The sequence below is a fragment of the Phocaeicola salanitronis DSM 18170 genome (assembly GCF_000190575.1).
Taxonomy (GTDB): Bacteria; Bacteroidota; Bacteroidia; order Bacteroidales; family Bacteroidaceae; genus Phocaeicola; species Phocaeicola salanitronis.
Genome location: NC_015164.1, coordinates 3,412,605 through 3,432,181 on the forward strand (window position 1 = coordinate 3,412,605; position 19,577 = coordinate 3,432,181).

Below are 19,577 nucleotides of genomic sequence, written 5' to 3' on the forward strand. Positions count from 1 at the left end.
TATGGTTATAAAGACAGTTTTAGATACGGATTTGTATAAGTTTACGACTTCGTATGCTTATATTAAGTTGTTCCCGTATGCGATGGGAACGTTTAGCTTCAAGGATCGTGATGATACGGAATACACAGAGGGTTTCTTGAATGCCTTGAAGAATGAGATTCATAATCTTGCTTTGGTGTCTTTGCGTAAGGAAGAATTAGAGTACATGTGTTCGCATTGCCGGTTCTTGCCCCGGGTATATTGGGAATGGCTTTTTTCCTTTCGTTTTGATCCGGATAAGATTCATGTGTATTTGGACGAAGAACGCCATTTACACATGGAAGTTACAGACTTATTATATAAGGTAACGTTGTATGAAGTGCCTTTGCTGGCGATTATTTCAGAAATAAAGAATCAGTTCTTAAACCGTATACCGGACCGTCAGGACATCATAGCCCGTTTGTCTGGAAAAGTCAGCTTGTCTAATACGCATCACATGCCTTTTTCTGAATTTGGCACCCGCCGTCGTTTTTCGTTTGATGTGCATGAAACAGTCGTTGCCTATTTGAAAGAACATGCCCGCTACTGTACGGGAACTTCCAATTGTTTTCTTGCCATGAAATACAACCTGCTTCCGATGGGGACCCATCCGCACGAATGGTTTATGTTTCATGGCGCGCAATTCGGTTACAAGCATGCCAATTATATGGCTTTAGAGAATTGGGTAAATGTGTATGACGGCGATTTGGGTACAGCTTTGTCGGACACATATACGTCAGATGCTTTCCTTTCGAATTTCAGTCGCAAGCAAGCCAAACTGTTCGATGGGGTACGGTGTGATTCCGGAGACGAGTTTGAGTTTGTAGAACATCTGATTGCCCGGTATAAGGAATTGGGGATTGACCCTACTACGAAAACCATTATTTTCAGCAATGCGCTGGATTTTGAGAAAGCGCTTCACATTTTTGAATATTGTCAGGGGAAAATTCGTTGTTCTTTTGGCATCGGAACGAATCTGACTAATGATACAGGCTATACTCCTTCTAATATCGTGATGAAGTTGTCGCGTTGCAAGATGAATGTAAACCAGGAGTGGCGCGAATGTGTGAAACTGTCTGATGATATGGGAAAGCACATGGGAAGTAGCAAAGAATTGGATGCTTGTCTGTATGAATTGCGCTTAAAGTAGGCTTAAATGTGTAAAATTGTTGCTGAATTTGATAAAAAACTTTCATTCTATTTTGTTTTATCGAAATAATGTCTACCTTTGCATCCGTAAAATAAAAAAAGAAACAGATGAATGCATTGTTTATACATATTTTGCTATGCGGTTTGATTATTCTATTGGTGAAGCCAGTGGGAAGCAAGGCGCGTGCGTAAATGTATAACGGTACAAGATATATGTAAAGCCTTTCCCACTTCTATGTGCGAAAGGCTTTTTGTTTGAATGACGATTAAAGATAATAAATGCTATGAGTGAAAGATTGTTTATTTTTGACACGACCTTGCGCGACGGGGAACAGGTTCCCGGATGCCAGTTGAATACGGTTGAAAAGATTCAGGTGGCAAAACAGTTGGAAGCGTTGGGTGTGGATGTGATTGAAGCCGGATTCCCGGTTTCCAGTCCGGGTGATTTTAATTCGGTGATTGAGATATCAAAAGCGGTTACGTGGCCTACCATTTGTGCGTTGACTCGTGCCGTGCAGAAAGATATTGACGTGGCAGCCGAAGCTTTGAAGTATGCCAAGCATAAACGTATTCATACGGGTATAGGCACTTCCGACTCGCATATCAAGTACAAGTTCAACTCCACGCGTGAAGAAATCATCGAGCGTGCGGTGGCTGCCGTGAAATATGCCCGCCGCTATGTAGACGATGTGGAGTTTTATGCCGAAGATGCCGGACGTACCGACAATGAATACTTGGCACGGGTGGTTGAAGCGGTTATTAAGGCGGGAGCCACGGTGGTGAACATTCCCGATACTACGGGGTATTGCCTGCCGGATGAGTATGGGGCTAAAATCAAGTATTTAGTCGACCACGTGGACGGCATTGACAAAGCTGTCATTTCTACCCACTGCCACAATGATTTGGGTATGGCTACTGCCAATACCATCAGCGGTGTGCTGAACGGTGCCCGTCAGGTGGAAGTGACCATCGACGGTATCGGAGAACGTGCCGGCAATACAGCGCTCGAAGAAGTGGCAATGATTTTGCGTTGCCACAAGCATCTGAACATTGATACCAACATCAATACCCAGAAGATTTATCCTACCAGCCGTATGGTTTCCAGCCTGATGAACATGCCCGTGCAGCCCAACAAGGCGATTGTGGGACGGAATGCCTTTGCACACTCTTCGGGTATCCATCAGGACGGTGTGCTGAAGAACGTGCAGACGTACGAAATCATTAACCCGAAAGACGTGGGAATCGATGATAATGCGATTGTACTGACTGCCCGGAGCGGACGTGCGGCATTGAAGCATCGTTTGCATGTGCTGGGTGTGGAAATGAATCAGGAGAAGCTGGACAAGGTGTATGAGGATTTCCTGAAACTTGCCGACAAGAAGAAGGATATTACCGATGACGATATTCTGGTGATTGCAGGTGCCGACCGCAATGTGAATCATCACATCAAGCTGGAATACTTGCAGGTGACCAGTGGTGTCGGCGTGCGTTCGGTGGCAAGCCTGGGCTTGAATATCTCGGGCGAGCATTTCGAGGCTGCCGCTACCGGTAACGGGCCGGTGGATGCTGCCATTAAGGCGGTGAAACAGATTATCAAACGTCAGATGACCTTGAAAGAGTTCACCATTCAGGCAATCAGTAAAGGGAGCGACGATGTGGGTAAGGTACACATGCAAGTGGAATACGACGGACAGATGTATTATGGCTTTGGTGCCAATACCGATATCATCGCGGCTTCAGTGGAAGCGTATATCGACTGCATTAATAAATTCAGAAAATAACGGAACGAGATAACATTTGAAACGTATGGCTAATACTTTATTTGATAAGATTTGGGATGCACACGTGGTGCAGAAAGTGGAAGACGGTCCCACGCAATTGTACATCGACCGCCTTTATTGTCACGAAGTGACCAGTCCGCAGGCATTTGCCGGCATGCGGGCGCGGGGATTGAAATGCTTCCGTCCGGAACGGATTTATTGCATGCCCGACCATAATACGCCGACACACGACCAGGACAAACCTATCGAAGACCCGGTTTCGAAGGCGCAGGTGGATGCATTGGCAAAGAATGCCGCTGATTTCGGATTGACTCACTTTGGTATGATGGACAAGCGGAACGGCATTATTCACGTGGTGGGTCCCGAACGGGGACTGACATTGCCAGGCATGACGATTGTCTGTGGCGATTCGCATACTTCTACACACGGTGCGATGGGAGCGGTTGCCTTCGGTATCGGCACCAGCGAGGTGGAAATGGTAATGGCTTCGCAATGTATCTTGCAGGCACGTCCGAAGACCATGCGTATTACCATTGACGGCAAATTGGGAAAAGGAGTGACTGCCAAGGACGTAGCCCTTTATATGATGTCGAAAATGACGACCAGCGGCGCGACCGGTTATTTTGTGGAATATGCCGGCGAGGCTATCCGTAGCCTGACGATGGAGGGACGTCTTACTTTGTGTAACTTATCTATCGAAATGGGTGCCCGTGGCGGTATGATTGCTCCCGATGAAGTGACTTTCGAATACATCAAAGGGCGTGAATATGCGCCGAAGGGAGCAGATTGGGACAAGGCTGTGGCGTACTGGAAGACGTTGAAGAGCGATGAAGATGCCGTGTTCGACAAAGAAGTGCGTTACGATGCCGCCGATATCCAGCCGATGATTACTTACGGAACCAATCCCGGTATGGGGATGGCAATCACCGCTCACATTCCTGTTACGGAAGGAATGAGTGACGTAGAGAAGGCGTCTTTCGAAAAGTCCCTGCATTATATGGGCTTCCAGCCGGGAGAACCCTTGCTGGGAAAGAAAGTCGATTACGTGTTCCTCGGCGCTTGCACCAACGGTCGTATCGAAGACTTCCGTGCTTTTGCATCTATCGTGAAGGGACGTAAGAAAGCGGAGAACATTACCGCTTGGCTTGTGCCGGGTTCGTGGATGGTAGATGCGCAAATCCGTGAAGAGGGGTTGGATAAAGTGCTTGAGGAAGCAGGCTTTGCTATCCGTCAGCCGGGATGTTCGGCTTGTCTGGCGATGAACGACGACAAGATTCCCGCAGGCAAATATGCCGTATCTACCAGCAACCGTAATTTCGAAGGCCGTCAAGGTCCTGGCTCACGCACGTTGTTGGCAAGCCCGCTGACCGCAGCCGCCGCAGCCGTAACGGGAGTGATAACAGATCCGAGAACATTAATGTAAGTTTTTGAGTTTGTAAGTTCGTGAGTTTGTAAGTTTCCCATAATTTATTGAAAAACTCAAAACTTAAGAACTCAAAAACTAAATAACTAAGAACACATGAAACAGAAATTTGATATAATTACCAGCACTTGTGTGCCTTTACCGCTCGAAAATGTAGATACCGACCAGATTATACCGGCACGTTTCCTGAAGGCCACTACACGCGATGAAAAATTCTTTGGTGATAACCTGTTCCGCGATTGGAGATACAATCCGGACGGTTCGCTGAACAAAGACTTTGTGTTGAACAATCCGACATATGGCGGGCAAATCCTGGTGGCAGGCAAGAACTTCGGAAGTGGTTCCAGCCGCGAACATGCGGCGTGGGCGATTGCCGGTTACGGCTTCCGTGTAGTAGTATCCAGTTTCTTTGCCGATATCCACAAGAATAACGAATTGAATAATTTCGTGCTTCCGGTGGTGGTAAGCGAAGGGTTCCTGAAAGAACTGTTCGACTCTATCTTTGCCGACCCGAAGACGGAAGTAGAAGTAAACCTTCCTGCCCAGACCATCACCAACAAGGCGACAGGCAAGTCGGAAACCTTCGAAATCAATGCCTATAAGAAGCATTGTCTGATGAACGGGCTGGACGACATCGATTTCCTTGTAGAAAACAAGGATAAAATCGAGGCTTACGAGGAAGAACACAGATAACACGTTATATTTTTCACCACAGATTACGCAGATTTTTTCTGTTTATAATTAATTTTTGATTAAAGATTAATGAATATCCTCATAGATAAAAGGAGTTAGAAGGGAGTTATGCCTTCGGCAGGAGTTAAATGCCAATAGCACAGAAGTATTGGCTTCTTAACTCCTTGCCGGCTAAATGCGGACATTTATAAAAGATTAAATCTGTGTAATCTGTGGCGAGTAAAAAAAGTTTTATGGAAAATCATCCGAGAATAGAAATCATGGACACCACGCTTCGCGATGGCGAGCAGACCAATGGCGTGTCGTTCGTGCCCCATGAAAAATTAATGATTGCCCGCTTACTGCTTGAGGACTTGAAAGTCGATCGTGTGGAAGTCGCTTCGGCACGGGTGTCTGAAGGGGAATTCAATGCGGTAAGGATGATATGCGACTGGGCAGCACGGCGGAACATGCTTCCGCGGGTCGAAGTGTTGGGGTTTGTCGACGGTCACGTGTCGGTCGACTGGATTCACGACGCTGGATGCAGGGTCATTAACTTACTTACGAAAGGCTCGGAGAAGCATTGCACCTACCAGCTGAAGAAGACCCTTGACGAGCATATCGAGGACATACGGGCGGTGGTATCCTATGCGCATGAGCGGGATTTGGATGTCAATGTGTACCTGGAGGACTGGAGCAACGGCATGAAAGATTCGCCTGCTTATGTCTTTGGGCTGGTCGACGGCTTAAAGGATTGTGGTATCCGTCGGTTCATGTTGCCCGATACGTTGGGAATCCTCAATCCGTTGCAAGTCATCGAGTATATGCGGAAGATGAAGAAACGTTATCCCGACTTGCACTTCGATTTTCATGCGCACAACGATTACGACCTTGCCGTGAGCAACGTGCTGGCGGCTGTGCTGAGTGGGGTGAAAGGACTTCATACCACCATCAACGGTTTGGGCGAACGGGCGGGCAATGCTCCCCTTGCCAGTGTGCAGGCGATTTTGAAAGATCATTTCCATGCCGTGACCAATATCGATGAAAGCCGTCTGAACGATGTGAGTCGGGTGGTCGAGTCGTATTCGGGCATGAGTATTCCTGCCAATAAGCCGATAGTGGGCGAAAGTGTTTTCACGCAGGTAGCGGGCGTGCATGCCGACGGGGATAATAAGAATAACCTGTATTGCAACGATTTGCTTCCCGAACGTTTCGGCAGGGTACGTGAGTATGCTTTGGGAAAGACTTCGGGCAAGGCGAATATCCGCAAGAATCTGGAAAGCCTGGGCTTGGAACTGGACGAAGATTCGATGCGGAAGGTGACCGAACGTATCATCGAATTGGGCGACCGGAAAGAACTGGTGACACAGGAAGATTTGCCCTATATCATCAGTGATGTGCTGAAACACGACGGAGCGCAAAACAAGGTGAAACTGTTGAGTTATTTCGTCACCCTTGCTCAAGGATTGAAGCCGATGGCTACGCTCAGCATCGAAATCAACGGCAAGGTGTATCAGGAAAGTTCATCGGGCGACGGTCAGTATGATGCTTTCGTGCGTGCCTTGCGCAAGATATATAAGGGTACGTTGCAGCGCAAGTTTCCGATGCTGACCAATTATGCCGTGACCATTCCTCCCGGCGGACGTACCGATGCCTTTGTGCAGACCGTCATCACGTGGAATTACGAGGACCGTGAGTTCCGTACCCGCGGTTTGGATGCCGACCAGACGGAAGCGGCAATCAAAGCGACCATTAAAATGTTGAATATAATTGAAGAATAAGTTTTGAGTTCTTGAGTTTTTAAGAATCGTATTTAAGAACTCAAAAAACTCAGGAACTCAAAAACTCAAAAACTTAAAGACCTATGGAATTTAAAATTGCAGTATTAGCCGGTGACGGCATCGGTCCTGAAATCTCTGTTCAGGGTGTCGATGTCATGACGGCTGTTTGTGAGAAGTTTGGACATAAAGTAAGTTACGAATACGCTATCTGCGGTGCAGATGCCATTGATAAGGTGGGCGACCCGTTCCCGGAAGAAACCTATCAGGTATGCAAGGATGCCGATGCCGTATTGTTCTCGGCGGTGGGAGACCCCAAGTTCGATAATGACCCTACGGCAAAGGTACGTCCCGAGCAGGGCTTGCTTGCCATGCGCAAGAAGCTGGGACTGTTTGCCAATATCCGTCCGGTGCAGACCTTCAAATGTTTGTTGCACAAGTCTCCCTTGCGTGCCGAACTGGTGGACGGTGCCGATTTCCTTTGCATCCGCGAGCTGACCGGAGGCATGTATTTCGGCGAGAAATACCAGGACAACGATAAGGCGTATGACACCAATTATTATACCCGTCCCGAAATCGAACGTATCCTGAAGGTCGGTTTTGAGTATGCCATGAAGCGCCGCAAGCACCTGACGGTAGTCGATAAGGCGAATGTGCTTGCATCGTCACGCTTGTGGCGTCAGATAGCCCAGGAGATGGCTCCTCAATACCCCGAAGTAACCACCGACTATATGTATGTCGACAATGCGGCAATGCGCATGATTCAGGAACCGAAGTTCTTCGATGTCATGGTGACCGAGAATACGTTCGGAGATATCCTGACCGATGAAGGCTCTTGCATCAGCGGCTCGATGGGGTTGCTTCCTTCGGCTTCTACGGGCGAAAGCACACCGGTGTTCGAACCCATCCACGGTTCGTGGCCGCAGGCTAAGGGGTTGAACATAGCCAATCCGTTGGCGCAAATCCTTTCCGTAGCCATGTTGTTCGAATACTTCGATTGTAAGGAAGAGGGTGCCCTGATACGCCGTGCCGTAGACGCTTCGCTGGATGCTTGCGTGCGTACGCCCGAAATCCAGGCAGAAGGCGGTGCCAAGTATGGTACAAAAGAAGTTGGCGCATGGATTGTGAATTATATTAAAGAAGCGTAAAGTTATCGGATTGAAACGCAGATTAACGCAGATTTCCGCAGATTGTATTTTTTCTATTTTTATCTTTGCATGGTAAAAAGAATCCGTGGAAATCTGCGTTAATCTGCGTTTTACCCAAAAGAATTTCTTAAATATGCGAAGACTGATTATCATAGCGTGTGTCTGCCTGTGCTCGTTCGGACTGTATGCCCAAAACTATAACGAACTGGTGGAAGAAGCGATGGCTTGTGCACAGAAGGACAGTTTGGCGCGTGCCGAACAGCTTTTCCGCGAAGCCTTGAAGCTCGACCCCAAGAATGCCCGCAACGCCTTGCTTTTTTCCAATCTCGGCACGGTCTTGAAGCGTCAGGGAAAGGCGGATGAAGCCATCGAAGCCTATACCATGGCGTTGAATATCACGCCATACGCTACGGCTATCCTTCTGAACCGTGCGGCATTGTATCTGGATAAAGGCTTGCTCGAAAAAGCATACATTGATTATTGTAACGTCATCGACCTTATTCCCGAAGAGAAGGAAGCACGCCTGTTCCGCGCCTATATCTATATGCAGCGGCGCCAGTACAAGGAGGCACGCATTGATTATAATGTCTTGCTGGGGAAAGACATGAAAAACAAGCCGGCACGCATCGGATTGGTGATGCTCGACCAGAAGGAAGGCAAATACATCGCCGCGCGCGACCGTCTGAACCAGCTTGTGGCAGAATATCCTGAAGACGCTTCGCTCTTGAAGATGCGTGCCAATATCGAGCTGGAGCAGGGCTTCGCCGATGCGGCGTTGCTCGACCTCGAAGCTGCTTCTGCATTAGAACCTGATGACGCTGATGTTTACGTGATGATGGGCGATATTTATGTGCAGCAGAAGAAAAGACGGCAGGCACGGGAAGCATACGAGCATGCTATCGAGCTGGGCATCCCGGCACCTCAGTTGGCAGAAAAGCTGAAGGAAGTCAAATAAATGAAGAATGAAGAATTCCATGCGGGCGAAGCCGATTCTTCATTCTTAATTCTTCATTTATCAAAGCTTTCTGTACTCCAGCGGGCTCATGCCTACATAACGCTTGAAATATTTTCCGAAGAAAGAGATGTTGGCGAAGTTCAGCGAATCAGATATGGCTTGGATGGTGAGGTTCGTGGATTTGAGTTGCGATTTTGCGTCCATAATCACCATCGCAGCGATGATGTCGACACACGTTTTTCCCGTGGTTTGTTTTACTACGGCACACAGGTGTGCATGGGTGATGCCGAGTTTCTGTGCATACCAGCCTACGTTGCGTGTCTGGCTGTAGTTTTGCGTGACCTGTTGCATGAAGCTGCGGCAGATGAGTTCGCTTTTCGAAAGGGAGTTCTTGTCGTATTGTCGGCTTTTATAGAGGATGGATATGCCGGTATGGATATCGGCATAGAGGTTAGGGGCTATTTCGCGGCGTATCTTTTCGGTAAAACGTTCGTACATGGCAATCAGCATCTGCAGGTATTGTTCGAGCATGGCGGCTCCTTCGGGTTTCAGGGGAATGGCGGGGCGTCCTAATGTCAGGAAGATGGCGTCGAGCATGGAATGCGATTGTCCTCCCCGCTCGATAAATTTTGACGAGAATCCCAAAAAATAAATTCTCAGGTCCCCTTTTATTTCGTTTATCTGGAAGATGCTTCCCGGCATCAGGGTGATTACCTCGTTGGGATGCACGTGCATCTCGTTCAGGTTGACCAGGGCTTCCACTTCGCCTTCGAGGCACAATACAAATATTTCGCATTTAAGCCTTACCGGATAGTGGGTATACAGCCCCAGCAGGTCTTTGTTTATGTCGGTCCCGATTACCCAGTCCTCGGGTAAGTCTATTTTAGGCAATTCGTTTTCTTCCATGGAGCAAAGTTTTTTCAGTTAACAATTAATAATCGGGTGAAATGCGGAATGCATAATCAATTATTAATTGTTAACTGTTAATTATTAATTAATCATGAGCCGGATTTTTTTGAGCTGGTTGGTGTCGGAAGTGCCTCCGTACAGCAATTCATACTCGCCGCTAATCAGGTTCATGTTGTTGGTAGAAGTGTCAAACCATAAGAAATTGTCATCGGACAGGGTGAACTTGATTTCTTTGGTTCCTCCTTTGGGTACATAGACCCGCTTGAATGCGCGGAGCGTATGCGAAGGGGCATCGGCATCGCCCGGACGCCTGAGGTATACTTGCACCGTTTCTTCTCCGTCACGGGTTCCGGTGTTGCTTACCGGAATGGTGAGGGTCAGGGTTTCGCCCTTGCTGAAGGTGTTTTGGCTTAGCCGGGCTTTGCCGTAGTCGAAGGTGGTGTAGCTCAGTCCGTGTCCGAAGCGGAAGAGCGGCGTTTCGGTCATGTAGCGGTAGGTGCGTCCTTTCATTGCATAATCTTCGAAGTCGGGAAGCTGTTCCGTGTTGCGGTAGAATGTGACCGGAAGCTTTCCGGCAGGGTTATAGTCCCCGAACAGGACATCGGCGATGGCTGTTCCTCCGGCTTGTCCCGGATACCACGCTTGAATCATGCCGTCGCAGATTTCGCTTTCGGGAGCCAGTCCCATTGCCGAACCGGAATAGTTGATGAAGACAATGGGCTTGCCCAGCTTCTTCAGCTCGCCCACCAGCTGGCGCTGGATAGCGGGAAGCTCGATGCTGGTGCGGTCTCCTCCGCGGAATCCCTCGGCGTCTACCGGCATTTCCTCGCCTTCCAGAGTGGGCGAGATTCCTCCGGCAAAGAGGATGACATCGGCATCTTTTACTTTGTCTGCCGTTGCTTGCAGGTTGACCGGAATGTCGCGTCCCATGTCAAATTCCAGTTGGGCGGCACGGTCGTTGCTATAGAAGACGAATTCGAATTTCACGTCATACTGCTTTCCTTTCTCGGCTTTCAGGGTGTAAAGGGTGGCATGGTTTTGCACGTATTTGCCCGATGCCACTTCCTCTCCGTTGATGTAAAGGCGGATGATGCCTTGTGCCGAGAACTGGAAATTGATGTCTTCGGTCTTTTCGGGAGTGAACACGGACTCATAGCGTGCGGAGAAGTTGGAAATGTTTACTCCCGGAGCGAATACGGTTGCGCCTAACGTGGTGAAGTGGAAAGGAGTGGAGGTCTGTACGACCGTAGCGGGTATGCCTTCCAGCTTGATGTTGTTCCAGTAGGTCGACCTGAAGCCGGGTTTCCCGTCGATGGCGCATTGTGCGAACACGCTTTCCAAGGCTACCGGAGAGGTGCGGTCGCATCCGAATTCATAAATCAGTTGGGAAGCGGGAAGGCGTTTTTTCAGGGCTTCGTACAGGGTCTCGGTATGCGAAGGGAATCCGTTGTAATTTCCCCAATGCATGATGGAATCGTTGGCGTTCGGGCCTACTAAGGCAATCTTCATGTCTTTCCGCAGGGGCAAGATGTTGTTGCGGTTCTGTAAGAGCACGATGCTTTCGCGTGCCATCCGCAGGGCAAGGTCCTTGTGTGCTTGACAATCTACCACCGAGTAGGGAATCGTGTCCCAGCAGACATCTTTGTCCATTTCTCCCAGCTCGAAGCGGGCTTTCAGGAGGCGTTTTACCGAAATATCCAGTTGGCTTTCAGCAATCAGTCCGGCTTTTACGGCTTCGGGCAGCGACTTATAGTTGCTTCCGCATTCCAGGTCGGTTCCGCTCAGCACGGCTCCGGCGCTGGCATGCGCCTTGTCGGGATGGGTTTCATGGTCGCCTTTGCGCCAGAAATCGCTGATGGCTCCGCAATCGGAGACTACAATCCCCTGATATCCCCATTCGTCGCGGAGGATATGGGTCAGCAGGCGGTTATTCCCGCAACAAGGTTCTCCCTCCAGCCGGTTGTAGGCGCACATCACTTCTTTGACATGCGCTTTCTGCACAAGGTCTTTGAAGGCAGGCATATAGGTCTCCCACAGGTCGCGCGGGGCGATGTTTTCGGCATTGAACTCATGCCGGTTCCATTCCGGACCGGAGTGGACGGCAAAGTGTTTGGCACAGGCGTGCAGCTTGTCGTACGGAGCGTCTTCGGGACCCTGCAAGCCTCTTACTACTGCCATTCCCATTTGCGAAGTCAGATAGGGGTCTTCTCCGTAAGTCTCTTGTCCGCGTCCCCAACGCGGGTCGCGGAAGATATTGACATTGGGTGTCCAAAAAGTCAGCCCCTGGTAACGCTTCAGGTCGCCTTCCTTGCGGAATTGGGTATATTTGGCACGTGCTTCGTCTGATACGGCGGTAAACACTTGGTAAAGAAGCTCGTCATCGAACGATGCCGCCATGCCGATGGTTTGCGGGAATACCGTGGCAATGCCTGCGCGTCCTACTCCGTGCAAGGCTTCGTTCCACCAGTCGTATGCCTTGATGCCCAGACGCGGAATGGCGGGGGAAGTGTTTTGCATTAACGATGCTTTCTCTTCCAGTGTCAGTCTGCCTACGAGGTCGTTGGCACGTTCTTCGGGTGTCAGCTTCGGATTCTGATACGGAAGCTGTTGCCCCATTGCGGGCAGGACGGCTATGAAAGCCAGTGTCCCCATCCATGTCTTCAGTTTGTTTCTCATGCTTTTTCAGGTATTAATTAATGTGCTAATGAATAATGTGCTAATGAACAATGTGCTAATTAGCTCTTGCTCGTCAATTATTAATTGTTAATTATTAATTATCAATTGTCGATTGCTGATAGTTTCTCCTTCAGGTATTGCCCTGTGTACGAAGCCGCGCATTGCGCCACTTCTTCGGGTGTGCCGCATACGACGAGGTTTCCTCCCTGCCCGCCTCCTTCCGGACCTAAGTCGATGACATGGTCGGCGCATTTGATGACGTCCAGGTTGTGTTCGATAATCACCACGGTATGCCCCCGCTCGATTAAGGCGTCGAAGGCCTCCAAGAGTTTCTTTATATCGTGGAAGTGCAAGCCTGTGGTGGGTTCGTCGAAGACAAAGATGGTGGGCTGTACCTTTTCGATGCTGAGGAAATAAGCCAGCTTCACACGCTGGTTCTCGCCTCCCGACAGGGTGGACGACGATTGCCCCAGCTTGATGTATCCCAGCCCTACTTCCTGCAGGGGCTGGAGCTTCTTCACGATTTTCTTTTGCCCGTGCGCGGTGAAGAACTCGATGGCTTGGTCTACGGTCATTTCCAGTACATCGTAGATGTTCTTTCCTTCGTATTTCACCTCCAGCGTGTCGCTCTTGAAGCGTTTCCCGTGGCACGACTCGCATTCCAGCACCAGGTCTGCCATGAATTGCATCTCTACGGTCACCGTTCCTTCGCCCTTGCATTCCTCGCATCGTCCGCCTTCGGTGTTGAACGAGAAATAGCCTGCCGTATATCCCATTTGTTTGGCAAGGGGCTGTTCGGCGAAGAGCTTCCGGATTTCATCGTAGGCTTTCACGTAGGTCACCGGGTTGCTTCGCGAAGACTTGCCTATCGGGTTCTGGTCTACGAACTCGATGTCCTTCACCATGCGGATGTCGCCTTCCAGCGATACAAACTCGCCCGGACGCTCGCTGGCTTCGCTGTATTCCCGCTTCAGTGCCTTATAGAAAATGTCGCGCACCAGGGTGCTCTTCCCCGAACCGCTCACTCCGGTCACCACCGTCATCACGTTGAGCGGGAAACGCACGTCGATGCCTTTCAGGTTGTTTTCGCGTGCGCCTTTCACTTCGATGTAGTTGTTCCACGAGCGGTGCGAGGCGGGGAGGGGAATGGTGTCTTCGCCCAGCAGGTATCTCACGGTGTAGCTCGGGCTTCCCGGCTTCAGGTCTTTCATGTCGCCTTCGTACACGATTTCGCCTCCCAGCCTTCCGGCTTTGGGACCGATGTCGATGATGTAGTCGGCGGCACGGATGATTTCCTCGTCGTGCTCTACCACTACCACCGTATTGCCCAATTGTTGCAGCTGGCGCAATACCTTGATGAGGCGGTCGGTGTCGCGGCTATGCAGCCCGATGCTGGGCTCGTCTAATATATATAAGGAGCCTACCAGGCTGCTTCCCAGCGAGGTGGCAAGGTTGATGCGCTGGCTTTCTCCGCCCGATAGCGAATTGCTCAGGCGGTTCAGCGTCAGGTAGCTCAGCCCCACGTCTTCCAGAAAGGCGAGGCGGCTGTTTATTTCGTTCAGAAGCCGGGCGGCGATTTGCATGTCGTGCCCGCTCAGTTCCAGGGTGCGGAAAAACTCCTTGAGCCGGCTGATGGGCATGTCTACCAGTTCGGCGATGGTGCGTCCCCCTACCTTTACATATAAGGCTTCTTTCTTCAGCCGGCTTCCGTGGCATTCGGGGCAGGTGGTCTTCCCCCGGTAGCGTGCCAGCATCACCCGGTATTGTATCTTGTACTGGTTCTCTTCCAGCATCTTGAAGAACGAGTCGATGCACACCTTGTCGCGCGGGCCGTGCCAGAGGTAATCCTTTTGCGCCTGGGTCAGCTCGTAGTAAGGCGCAAAGATGGGGAAGTCGTGTTCGGGAGCTTCGCGCAGGAAGGCTTGAAGCCATTCGCCCATTTTCTCCCCGCGCCAGCACATCACGGATCCGTCGTATACGCTCAACGCACGGTTGGGGATGACCAGGTGCTCGTCGATGCCTATCACCTTGCCGAAGCCTTCGCACTTCGGACAAGCCCCTAAGGGCGAGTTGAACGAGAACATCTGGTCGCTCGGCTCTTCGAACTTGATGCCGTCCGCCTCAAACTTCGTGCTGAACCGGTAGAGGCTGGTCGAACCGTCGGGCTGGTAGAAGCGGAGCAGGCAGGCTCCGTCGCCCTCGTACATGGCGGTCTCCGCCGAGTCGGTCAGGCGGCTTACCGCGTCTTTCGAGTCGTCCGCGCTCATGCGGTCTACGAGCAGGTAGACCGTATCTTTCGGGTTGTACTGGTATTCTTCGATGCGCACCATTTTCCCGTTGACTTCCAGCCGGGTGAAGCCTTCTTTCATGTCGGTCTCGATTTGCTGGGCCACGTCGCGCCCTTCACGGGGCAGGATGGGGGTAAGCACCGTATACCGTGTGCCCTTCGGATACGAAAGCATGCATGCCACGATGTCTTCGGGGCTGTCTTTCTTGACCAGTTGCCCGCTTACGGGCGAATAGGTCTTCCCTATGCGGGCAAAGAGCAGGCGCAGGTATTCATAGATTTCGGTCGAGGTGCCCACCGTAGAGCGCGGGTTGCGGCTCACAACTTTCTGTTCGATGGCGATGGCGGGCGGGATGCCTTTGATAAAGTCGCATTCGGGCTTGCTCATGCGTCCCAGAAACTGGCGGGCATACGAGGAAAGGCTTTCCACGTAGCGCCGCTGCCCTTCGGCGTAGAGGGTATCGAACGCCAGCGACGACTTGCCCGAGCCCGACAATCCGGTGATGACCACCAGCTTGTTGCGCGGGATGTTTACGTCGATGTTCTTCAGGTTGTTCACCCGTGCGCCTTTTATGGATATATAGTTGGTTTCAGACATGCGTTTTCATTCAATGGTTTTTCCGGCAAATGTAGGGAAAATAACTGGGAAAAACAATGTAAGACGTTATCTTTGCAGAAAAGTTACCGTTATAATGGAGGTGTAGAAAGATGATCTTAGTCTTATCCGGTGCGTTTACTGGAACTCTTCAAGCAATTCAGGAGTTATCACGAAAACGATTTCCGAAAACGTGCCATTGATTTGAAAGGCTACAGAAGTTTCCCAATTTGCCCGGTCGGTAAAGAAGCTTCGAGGAATGGAAACACCTCCGCATTTCATTGCAGTGATGTATTTCCATGCCGGAACGACTGAAGACGGGATTTCGTGCGGATTCGGATTGTCGCCCACGATTTGGCTGAACTGCATGTTGTTATTGGGGGAAATGGTTTCGCTTTCGCTGAATTTATGGCGAGAGTCGTACATGCCATCGATATACACATGATAAGCTCCCCATGACGAAAGTTCTATGGTAATAGGTGTTTCGGTTGCGTTGTGTATGATAAAGTTATACTGTACTTCATCCTCTTCCATGCGGCAAGACGATAATAAGAAAATCATGCATGCACAAAGTATGCTCCAGCCTATCCGTTTTTTTGTTTCCATATACTTTCGGCGTTTTCATTATCACAATATGTCCGGAAATCCGGATGAGGCAAAGATAGCGTTTATTTTCTGTATAGCAATAAATAAAATTGTGTATCTTTGTCCCCCGACTATAAAATGTACGTAATCAAAAAAAGAATCATGAAAGCGAAGATGATTTTGACGGCTTGCTTGCTTTGCTTGTCCGTATGGCAGGCTATGATGGCGCAAACCGTATATCCGAAGCGGGAGTTCCGCGGAGCGTGGATACAGTGTGTGAATGGACAATTTCAGGGAATGCCTCCCCGGCAGATGCAGGCGATGCTTGTCAAGCAATTAGATAAATTGGAAAAGGCGGGTATCAATGCCATTATTTTTCAAGTACGGGCAGAGTGTGACGCGCTGTATAAATCTTCATACGAGCCTTGGAGCCGATTTCTGACAGGGGTGCAAGGGCAGGTGCCCAATCCGATGTGGGACCCTTTGCAATTTATGATAGACGAATGCCACAAGCGGAATATGGAGCTTCATGCGTGGATTAACCCTTATCGGGCGCAGACCAAGGGCACGACGGCGCTTTCTCCGCTTCATCCCTATAATAAATATCCCAACCTTTTCGTGCGCTATGCCGGCCAGTTGTATTTCGACCCCGGACAGCCCGAGTCGCGCAAGTACATTTGCCGCATTGTGCGCGACATTGTCTCGCGCTACGACATCGATGCCATCCACATGGACGATTATTTCTATCCCTATCCGGTGAACGGTATGGACTTTCCGGATAACGTCAGTTTTGCGGCATACGGAAGGGGCTTTACGAACAAGGCGGACTGGAGGCGCGATAATGTGAACGTATTGATAAAGGAGATTCACGAGACGGTGCGCCAGTGCAAGCCGTGGGTGAAGTTCGGCGTGTCACCTTTCGGTATCTACCGCAACAAGAAATCAGACCCGAACGGAAGCAATACGAACGGGCTTCAGAACTACGATGACCTGTATGCCGATGTGCTGTTGTGGGTGAACAACGGCTGGGTGGATTACAACATCCCGCAGGTATATTGGGAAATCGGGCATCCGGCGGCAGACTATGACACCTTGGTGCGCTGGTGGGCGAAGCATTCGGCTGCACGTCCGTTGTATATCGGTCAGGACGTAATGCGTACGGTTTCGAAAGCTGATCCGAAGAAGCCTGCCCAGCATCAGATGCCGGCAAAATATCAGTTGCAGCGCTCGCTTCCTGCCATCGGAGGAAGTTGCCAGTGGTATGCCGCCGCGGTGGTGGACAATCCGGGAAGTTATTGCGACATGCTGAAGAAGGTTTATCACAAGTATCCTGCCCTCCAGCCCCGTTATCCGTTTATGGACGACAAGGCTCCGAAGAAGGTGCGCAAGGTGAAGCCGGTATGGACCGAAGACGGATACATCCTGTTCTGGACGGCTCCGAAAGCCAAAGACGTGATGGATGAGGCGGTGCAATACGTGGTGTACCGCTTCGGGAATAAGGAAGATGTCAACCTGAAAGACCCTTCGCACATCGTAGCCATTACGCGCGATTGCTTCTATAAGCTTCCGTATGAGGACGGGAAGACAAAGTACCGCTATGTAGTGACTGCCCTCGACCGCTTGCAGAACGAATCGAAGGCGGTGAAGAAGAAGGTGAAGCTGTGATGCGTCAATGTGCCAATGTGTGAATGTGCCAATGTGTTTTGCTTGTCACACCGGGTTTGTAATCCGCATCCTCAGCAAATGTTTTCGGATTGCAAATCCGGCGTAAAAATAAATTATAGTCGTGAAAAGTGGATGAATAGTCGTGTTTTTCGCTTATATAGTTAGCAAAATGGACTTTTGTGCCGCTTTTTCTTAGAAGGAATTTTGCAAATGCAAGGGATTTTTCTTAATTTTGTGTTAACAGAATGTGTCGGGAATGGCTTTTCATAGTAAAAAGTTATCCCTTCATTCCCGACAAAAGTGAATCTAAATCAGATTGTGCTTTAAAGGGATGGGCAGTAACTTTAAAATGCATAGACTATGAAAAAGTTAGTATTGACAATGTTGTTTGGGCTGATAGCTCTTGCAGGGTATTCGCAAGCTCGTTGGGACGTTCAGTTTGGTATGAACTTCAGTAACATGACGAAGTTGGATGAAACAAAGGCTTTGCCCGGTTTTAAGTTGGGAATAGGGATGGATTATGCCTTTACTGACAATTGGTCTTTCCAGTCGGGATTGATGTTTGCTTCAAAGGGTTTTAAAGTAAAGGAAGGCGGTTGGAAAGCTACCCAACGGCCTATTTATTTGGATATTCCTTTGCTGGCTGCTTATAAATTCAATATTACAGATGACATTAAATTTGTAGTTGATGCCGGTCCTTACTTGGCAATTGGATTGGGAGGTAAATATAAAGACGATGACGATGATGATTGGAAGGTTTTTGATGATGAAGGCTCAAATTGGAAACGCTTTGATTTAGGTATCCAATGGGGGGTTGGTGTAGAATTAGGTGAACACTATTTGGTTAATTTTACCGGTCAGAATGGCTTCATTACTCCGTATGATTTTCCTAGCGAATATGATGGAGACAAACCGAAAAATATGACTTTCACAATTGGTATAGGTTATAGATTCTAAGTCATATACCCATACATCTAATGTGCAAATGTGCTAATACGGAATTGGCACATTTGCACATTCTTATATTAGCACATTACTTTATATGTCCTCGAATCTTTTCCAGATAGGCACGCATCCTCCCGGCATCTTTCTGGCTGATGATGTCCAGCAGCTCGTTCAGTTCGGTGCGGATGCCTTCCACGTGTGCCGGGGTGCGGGGGTTGAACAGGATTTCCTGTAACAGGTAATCGTCTTCGCTCAATACGCCTTTGGCGATAGCCATGTGGCGTTTGAATGTGGTGCCCGGCGCATCCTGGTGCTTCATCACCGCCGCAAAGGCGAAAGTAGACACAAACGGGATGGAAAGCGAGTATGCCATGGTCTCGTCGTGCTCCTCGAACGTATATTCGAAGATGTTCAAGCCCAGGCGTTGATACAGGTCTTTAAAGAATATCTTGCCCAGATGGTCGCCTTCCTTGATGATGATGGCGTTCTCCGAACTCAGTTGGTCTAAGTTAGCAAAGGTCGGTCCGAACATCGGGTGGGTAGATACATAACGGAATCCGCATTGCTCGTAGAACGCCTGCAGGTCGGTCTTGACCGAAGCGATATCGCTGATGATGCAATCCTTGGGCAAGAACGGCATCACCTGGTTGAAGGCTTGAAGGGTGTATTTTACGGTTACGGCGTTGATGACCAGTTCGGGACGGAAAGCCTCGATTTCTTCTTCTTTCGTAAACCGGTAGCAATTGTACATGAAGCGCAACCGCTTCGGGTCGGTTTCGAATACAGCCACTTCGTGCTCAAAGCTCAATACATCGGTAAAGAAGGAGCCCATTTTGCCGGCTCCCAATATCAATATTTTCATCTTTTTCAGTTAGGAATTAGGAGTTAGAAGAAGTTAGGGGGAGTTATGCTTCGCTTTGCTCACAGGAGTTAAAAGCCAATACTTTTACTTACGTAAATCATAGCAGCACTATTGGCTTCTAACTCCTTC

Annotated in this window: 14 protein-coding genes; 9 read left to right on the forward strand and 5 right to left on the reverse strand. The window is 49.5% G+C overall.

Annotated elements, in window-relative coordinates; translation table 11 throughout:
- The first annotated feature begins 1 nt into the window (after position 1).
- The 7 genes from pncB to BACSA_RS14610 all read left to right on the forward strand — a co-directional run bounded on the left by pncB (position 2) and on the right by BACSA_RS14610 (position 8,924).
- Positions 2 to 1,168, forward strand: a complete 1,167-nt coding sequence (gene pncB, locus BACSA_RS14580) for a nicotinate phosphoribosyltransferase (protein ID WP_013618796.1) — start codon at positions 2 to 4, stop codon at positions 1,166 to 1,168.
- Between the two features lie 283 nt (positions 1,169 to 1,451).
- Positions 1,452 to 2,948, forward strand: a complete 1,497-nt coding sequence (locus tag BACSA_RS14585; protein WP_013618797.1) for a 2-isopropylmalate synthase — start codon at positions 1,452 to 1,454, stop codon at positions 2,946 to 2,948.
- 25 nt (positions 2,949 to 2,973) lie between these two features.
- The gene (gene leuC, locus BACSA_RS14590; RefSeq protein ID WP_013618798.1) at positions 2,974 to 4,371 is read left to right on the forward strand and encodes a 3-isopropylmalate dehydratase large subunit; all 1,398 of its coding nucleotides are present in this window, start codon (positions 2,974 to 2,976) and stop codon (positions 4,369 to 4,371) included.
- 96 nt (positions 4,372 to 4,467) lie between these two features.
- Complete coding sequence (gene leuD, locus BACSA_RS14595; protein WP_013618799.1) at positions 4,468 to 5,064, forward strand: 3-isopropylmalate dehydratase small subunit; 597 nt, start codon at positions 4,468 to 4,470, stop codon at positions 5,062 to 5,064.
- A 233-nt stretch (positions 5,065 to 5,297) separates the two neighbouring features.
- Entirely contained in the window at positions 5,298 to 6,824 is a 1,527-nt protein-coding gene (locus BACSA_RS14600) for an alpha-isopropylmalate synthase regulatory domain-containing protein (RefSeq protein WP_013618800.1), read from the forward strand.
- An 83-nt stretch (positions 6,825 to 6,907) separates the two neighbouring features.
- Positions 6,908 to 7,969 carry a 3-isopropylmalate dehydrogenase gene (gene leuB / locus BACSA_RS14605; RefSeq protein ID WP_013618801.1) on the forward strand — a complete coding sequence of 354 codons (1,062 nt, stop codon included), beginning with the start codon at positions 6,908 to 6,910 and terminating at the stop codon, positions 7,967 to 7,969.
- A gap of 133 nt (positions 7,970 to 8,102) precedes the next feature.
- Positions 8,103 to 8,924, forward strand: coding sequence for a tetratricopeptide repeat protein (locus BACSA_RS14610; protein ID WP_041584447.1), 822 nt, complete (start codon positions 8,103 to 8,105; stop codon positions 8,922 to 8,924).
- 60 nt (positions 8,925 to 8,984) lie between these two features.
- Here the strand turns inward: BACSA_RS14610 and BACSA_RS14615 are convergent, their stop codons facing one another.
- The 4 genes from BACSA_RS14615 to BACSA_RS14630 all read right to left on the reverse strand — a co-directional run bounded on the left by BACSA_RS14615 (position 8,985) and on the right by BACSA_RS14630 (position 15,997).
- Positions 8,985 to 9,830, reverse strand: a complete 846-nt coding sequence (locus BACSA_RS14615) for a helix-turn-helix domain-containing protein (protein WP_013618803.1) — start codon at positions 9,828 to 9,830, stop codon at positions 8,985 to 8,987.
- 84 nt (positions 9,831 to 9,914) lie between these two features.
- Positions 9,915 to 12,509 (reverse strand): xylan 1,4-beta-xylosidase, encoded by a 2,595-nt coding sequence (gene xyl3A / locus BACSA_RS14620; protein ID WP_013618804.1) that lies wholly within the window; start codon positions 12,507 to 12,509, stop codon positions 9,915 to 9,917.
- 101 nt (positions 12,510 to 12,610) lie between these two features.
- Complete coding sequence (gene uvrA, locus BACSA_RS14625) at positions 12,611 to 15,394, reverse strand: excinuclease ABC subunit UvrA (protein ID WP_013618805.1); 2,784 nt, start codon at positions 15,392 to 15,394, stop codon at positions 12,611 to 12,613.
- 135 nt (positions 15,395 to 15,529) lie between these two features.
- Complete coding sequence (locus BACSA_RS14630) at positions 15,530 to 15,997, reverse strand: hypothetical protein (RefSeq protein ID WP_013618806.1); 468 nt, start codon at positions 15,995 to 15,997, stop codon at positions 15,530 to 15,532.
- A gap of 141 nt (positions 15,998 to 16,138) precedes the next feature.
- On the opposite strand from BACSA_RS14630, the gene BACSA_RS14635 reads away from it, so the two are divergent.
- Together BACSA_RS14635 and BACSA_RS14640 are read left to right on the forward strand one after the other, a co-directional pair.
- Complete coding sequence (locus tag BACSA_RS14635; protein WP_041584449.1) at positions 16,139 to 17,641, forward strand: glycoside hydrolase family 10 protein; 1,503 nt, start codon at positions 16,139 to 16,141, stop codon at positions 17,639 to 17,641.
- A gap of 360 nt (positions 17,642 to 18,001) precedes the next feature.
- On the forward strand, positions 18,002 to 18,598 hold the full coding sequence (locus tag BACSA_RS14640; RefSeq protein ID WP_013618808.1) for a porin family protein: 597 nt from the start codon (positions 18,002 to 18,004) through the stop codon (positions 18,596 to 18,598).
- Positions 18,599 to 18,674: 76 nt separating this feature from the next.
- Here the strand turns inward: BACSA_RS14640 and BACSA_RS14645 are convergent, their stop codons facing one another.
- Complete coding sequence (locus tag BACSA_RS14645) at positions 18,675 to 19,448, reverse strand: prephenate dehydrogenase (protein ID WP_013618809.1); 774 nt, start codon at positions 19,446 to 19,448, stop codon at positions 18,675 to 18,677.
- Positions 19,449 to 19,577: the final 129 nt, after the last annotated feature.

Bases quoted from the DNA above. Each gene is read 5' to 3' on its own strand.
- leuC (WP_013618798.1), top strand. From the start codon at position 2,974: ATGGCTAATACTTTATTTGATAAGATTTGGGATGCACACGTGGTGCAG.
- BACSA_RS14600 (WP_013618800.1), top strand. From the start codon at position 5,298: ATGGAAAATCATCCGAGAATAGAAATCATGGACACCACGCTTCGCGAT.
- BACSA_RS14640 (WP_013618808.1), top strand. From the start codon at position 18,002: ATGAAAAAGTTAGTATTGACAATGTTGTTTGGGCTGATAGCTCTTGCA.
- BACSA_RS14615 (WP_013618803.1), bottom strand. From the start codon at position 9,830: ATGGAAGAAAACGAATTGCCTAAAATAGACTTACCCGAGGACTGGGTA.
- BACSA_RS14585 (WP_013618797.1), top strand. From the start codon at position 1,452: ATGAGTGAAAGATTGTTTATTTTTGACACGACCTTGCGCGACGGGGAA.
- leuB (WP_013618801.1), top strand. From the start codon at position 6,908: ATGGAATTTAAAATTGCAGTATTAGCCGGTGACGGCATCGGTCCTGAA.
- pncB (WP_013618796.1), top strand. From the start codon at position 2: ATGGTTATAAAGACAGTTTTAGATACGGATTTGTATAAGTTTACGACT.
- leuD (WP_013618799.1), top strand. From the start codon at position 4,468: ATGAAACAGAAATTTGATATAATTACCAGCACTTGTGTGCCTTTACCG.
- xyl3A (WP_013618804.1), bottom strand. From the start codon at position 12,509: ATGAGAAACAAACTGAAGACATGGATGGGGACACTGGCTTTCATAGCC.
- BACSA_RS14645 (WP_013618809.1), bottom strand. From the start codon at position 19,448: ATGAAAATATTGATATTGGGAGCCGGCAAAATGGGCTCCTTCTTTACC.
- BACSA_RS14630 (WP_013618806.1), bottom strand. From the start codon at position 15,997: ATGGAAACAAAAAAACGGATAGGCTGGAGCATACTTTGTGCATGCATG.
- BACSA_RS14610 (WP_041584447.1), top strand. From the start codon at position 8,103: ATGCGAAGACTGATTATCATAGCGTGTGTCTGCCTGTGCTCGTTCGGA.
- uvrA (WP_013618805.1), bottom strand. From the start codon at position 15,394: ATGTCTGAAACCAACTATATATCCATAAAAGGCGCACGGGTGAACAAC.
- BACSA_RS14635 (WP_041584449.1), top strand. From the start codon at position 16,139: ATGAAAGCGAAGATGATTTTGACGGCTTGCTTGCTTTGCTTGTCCGTA.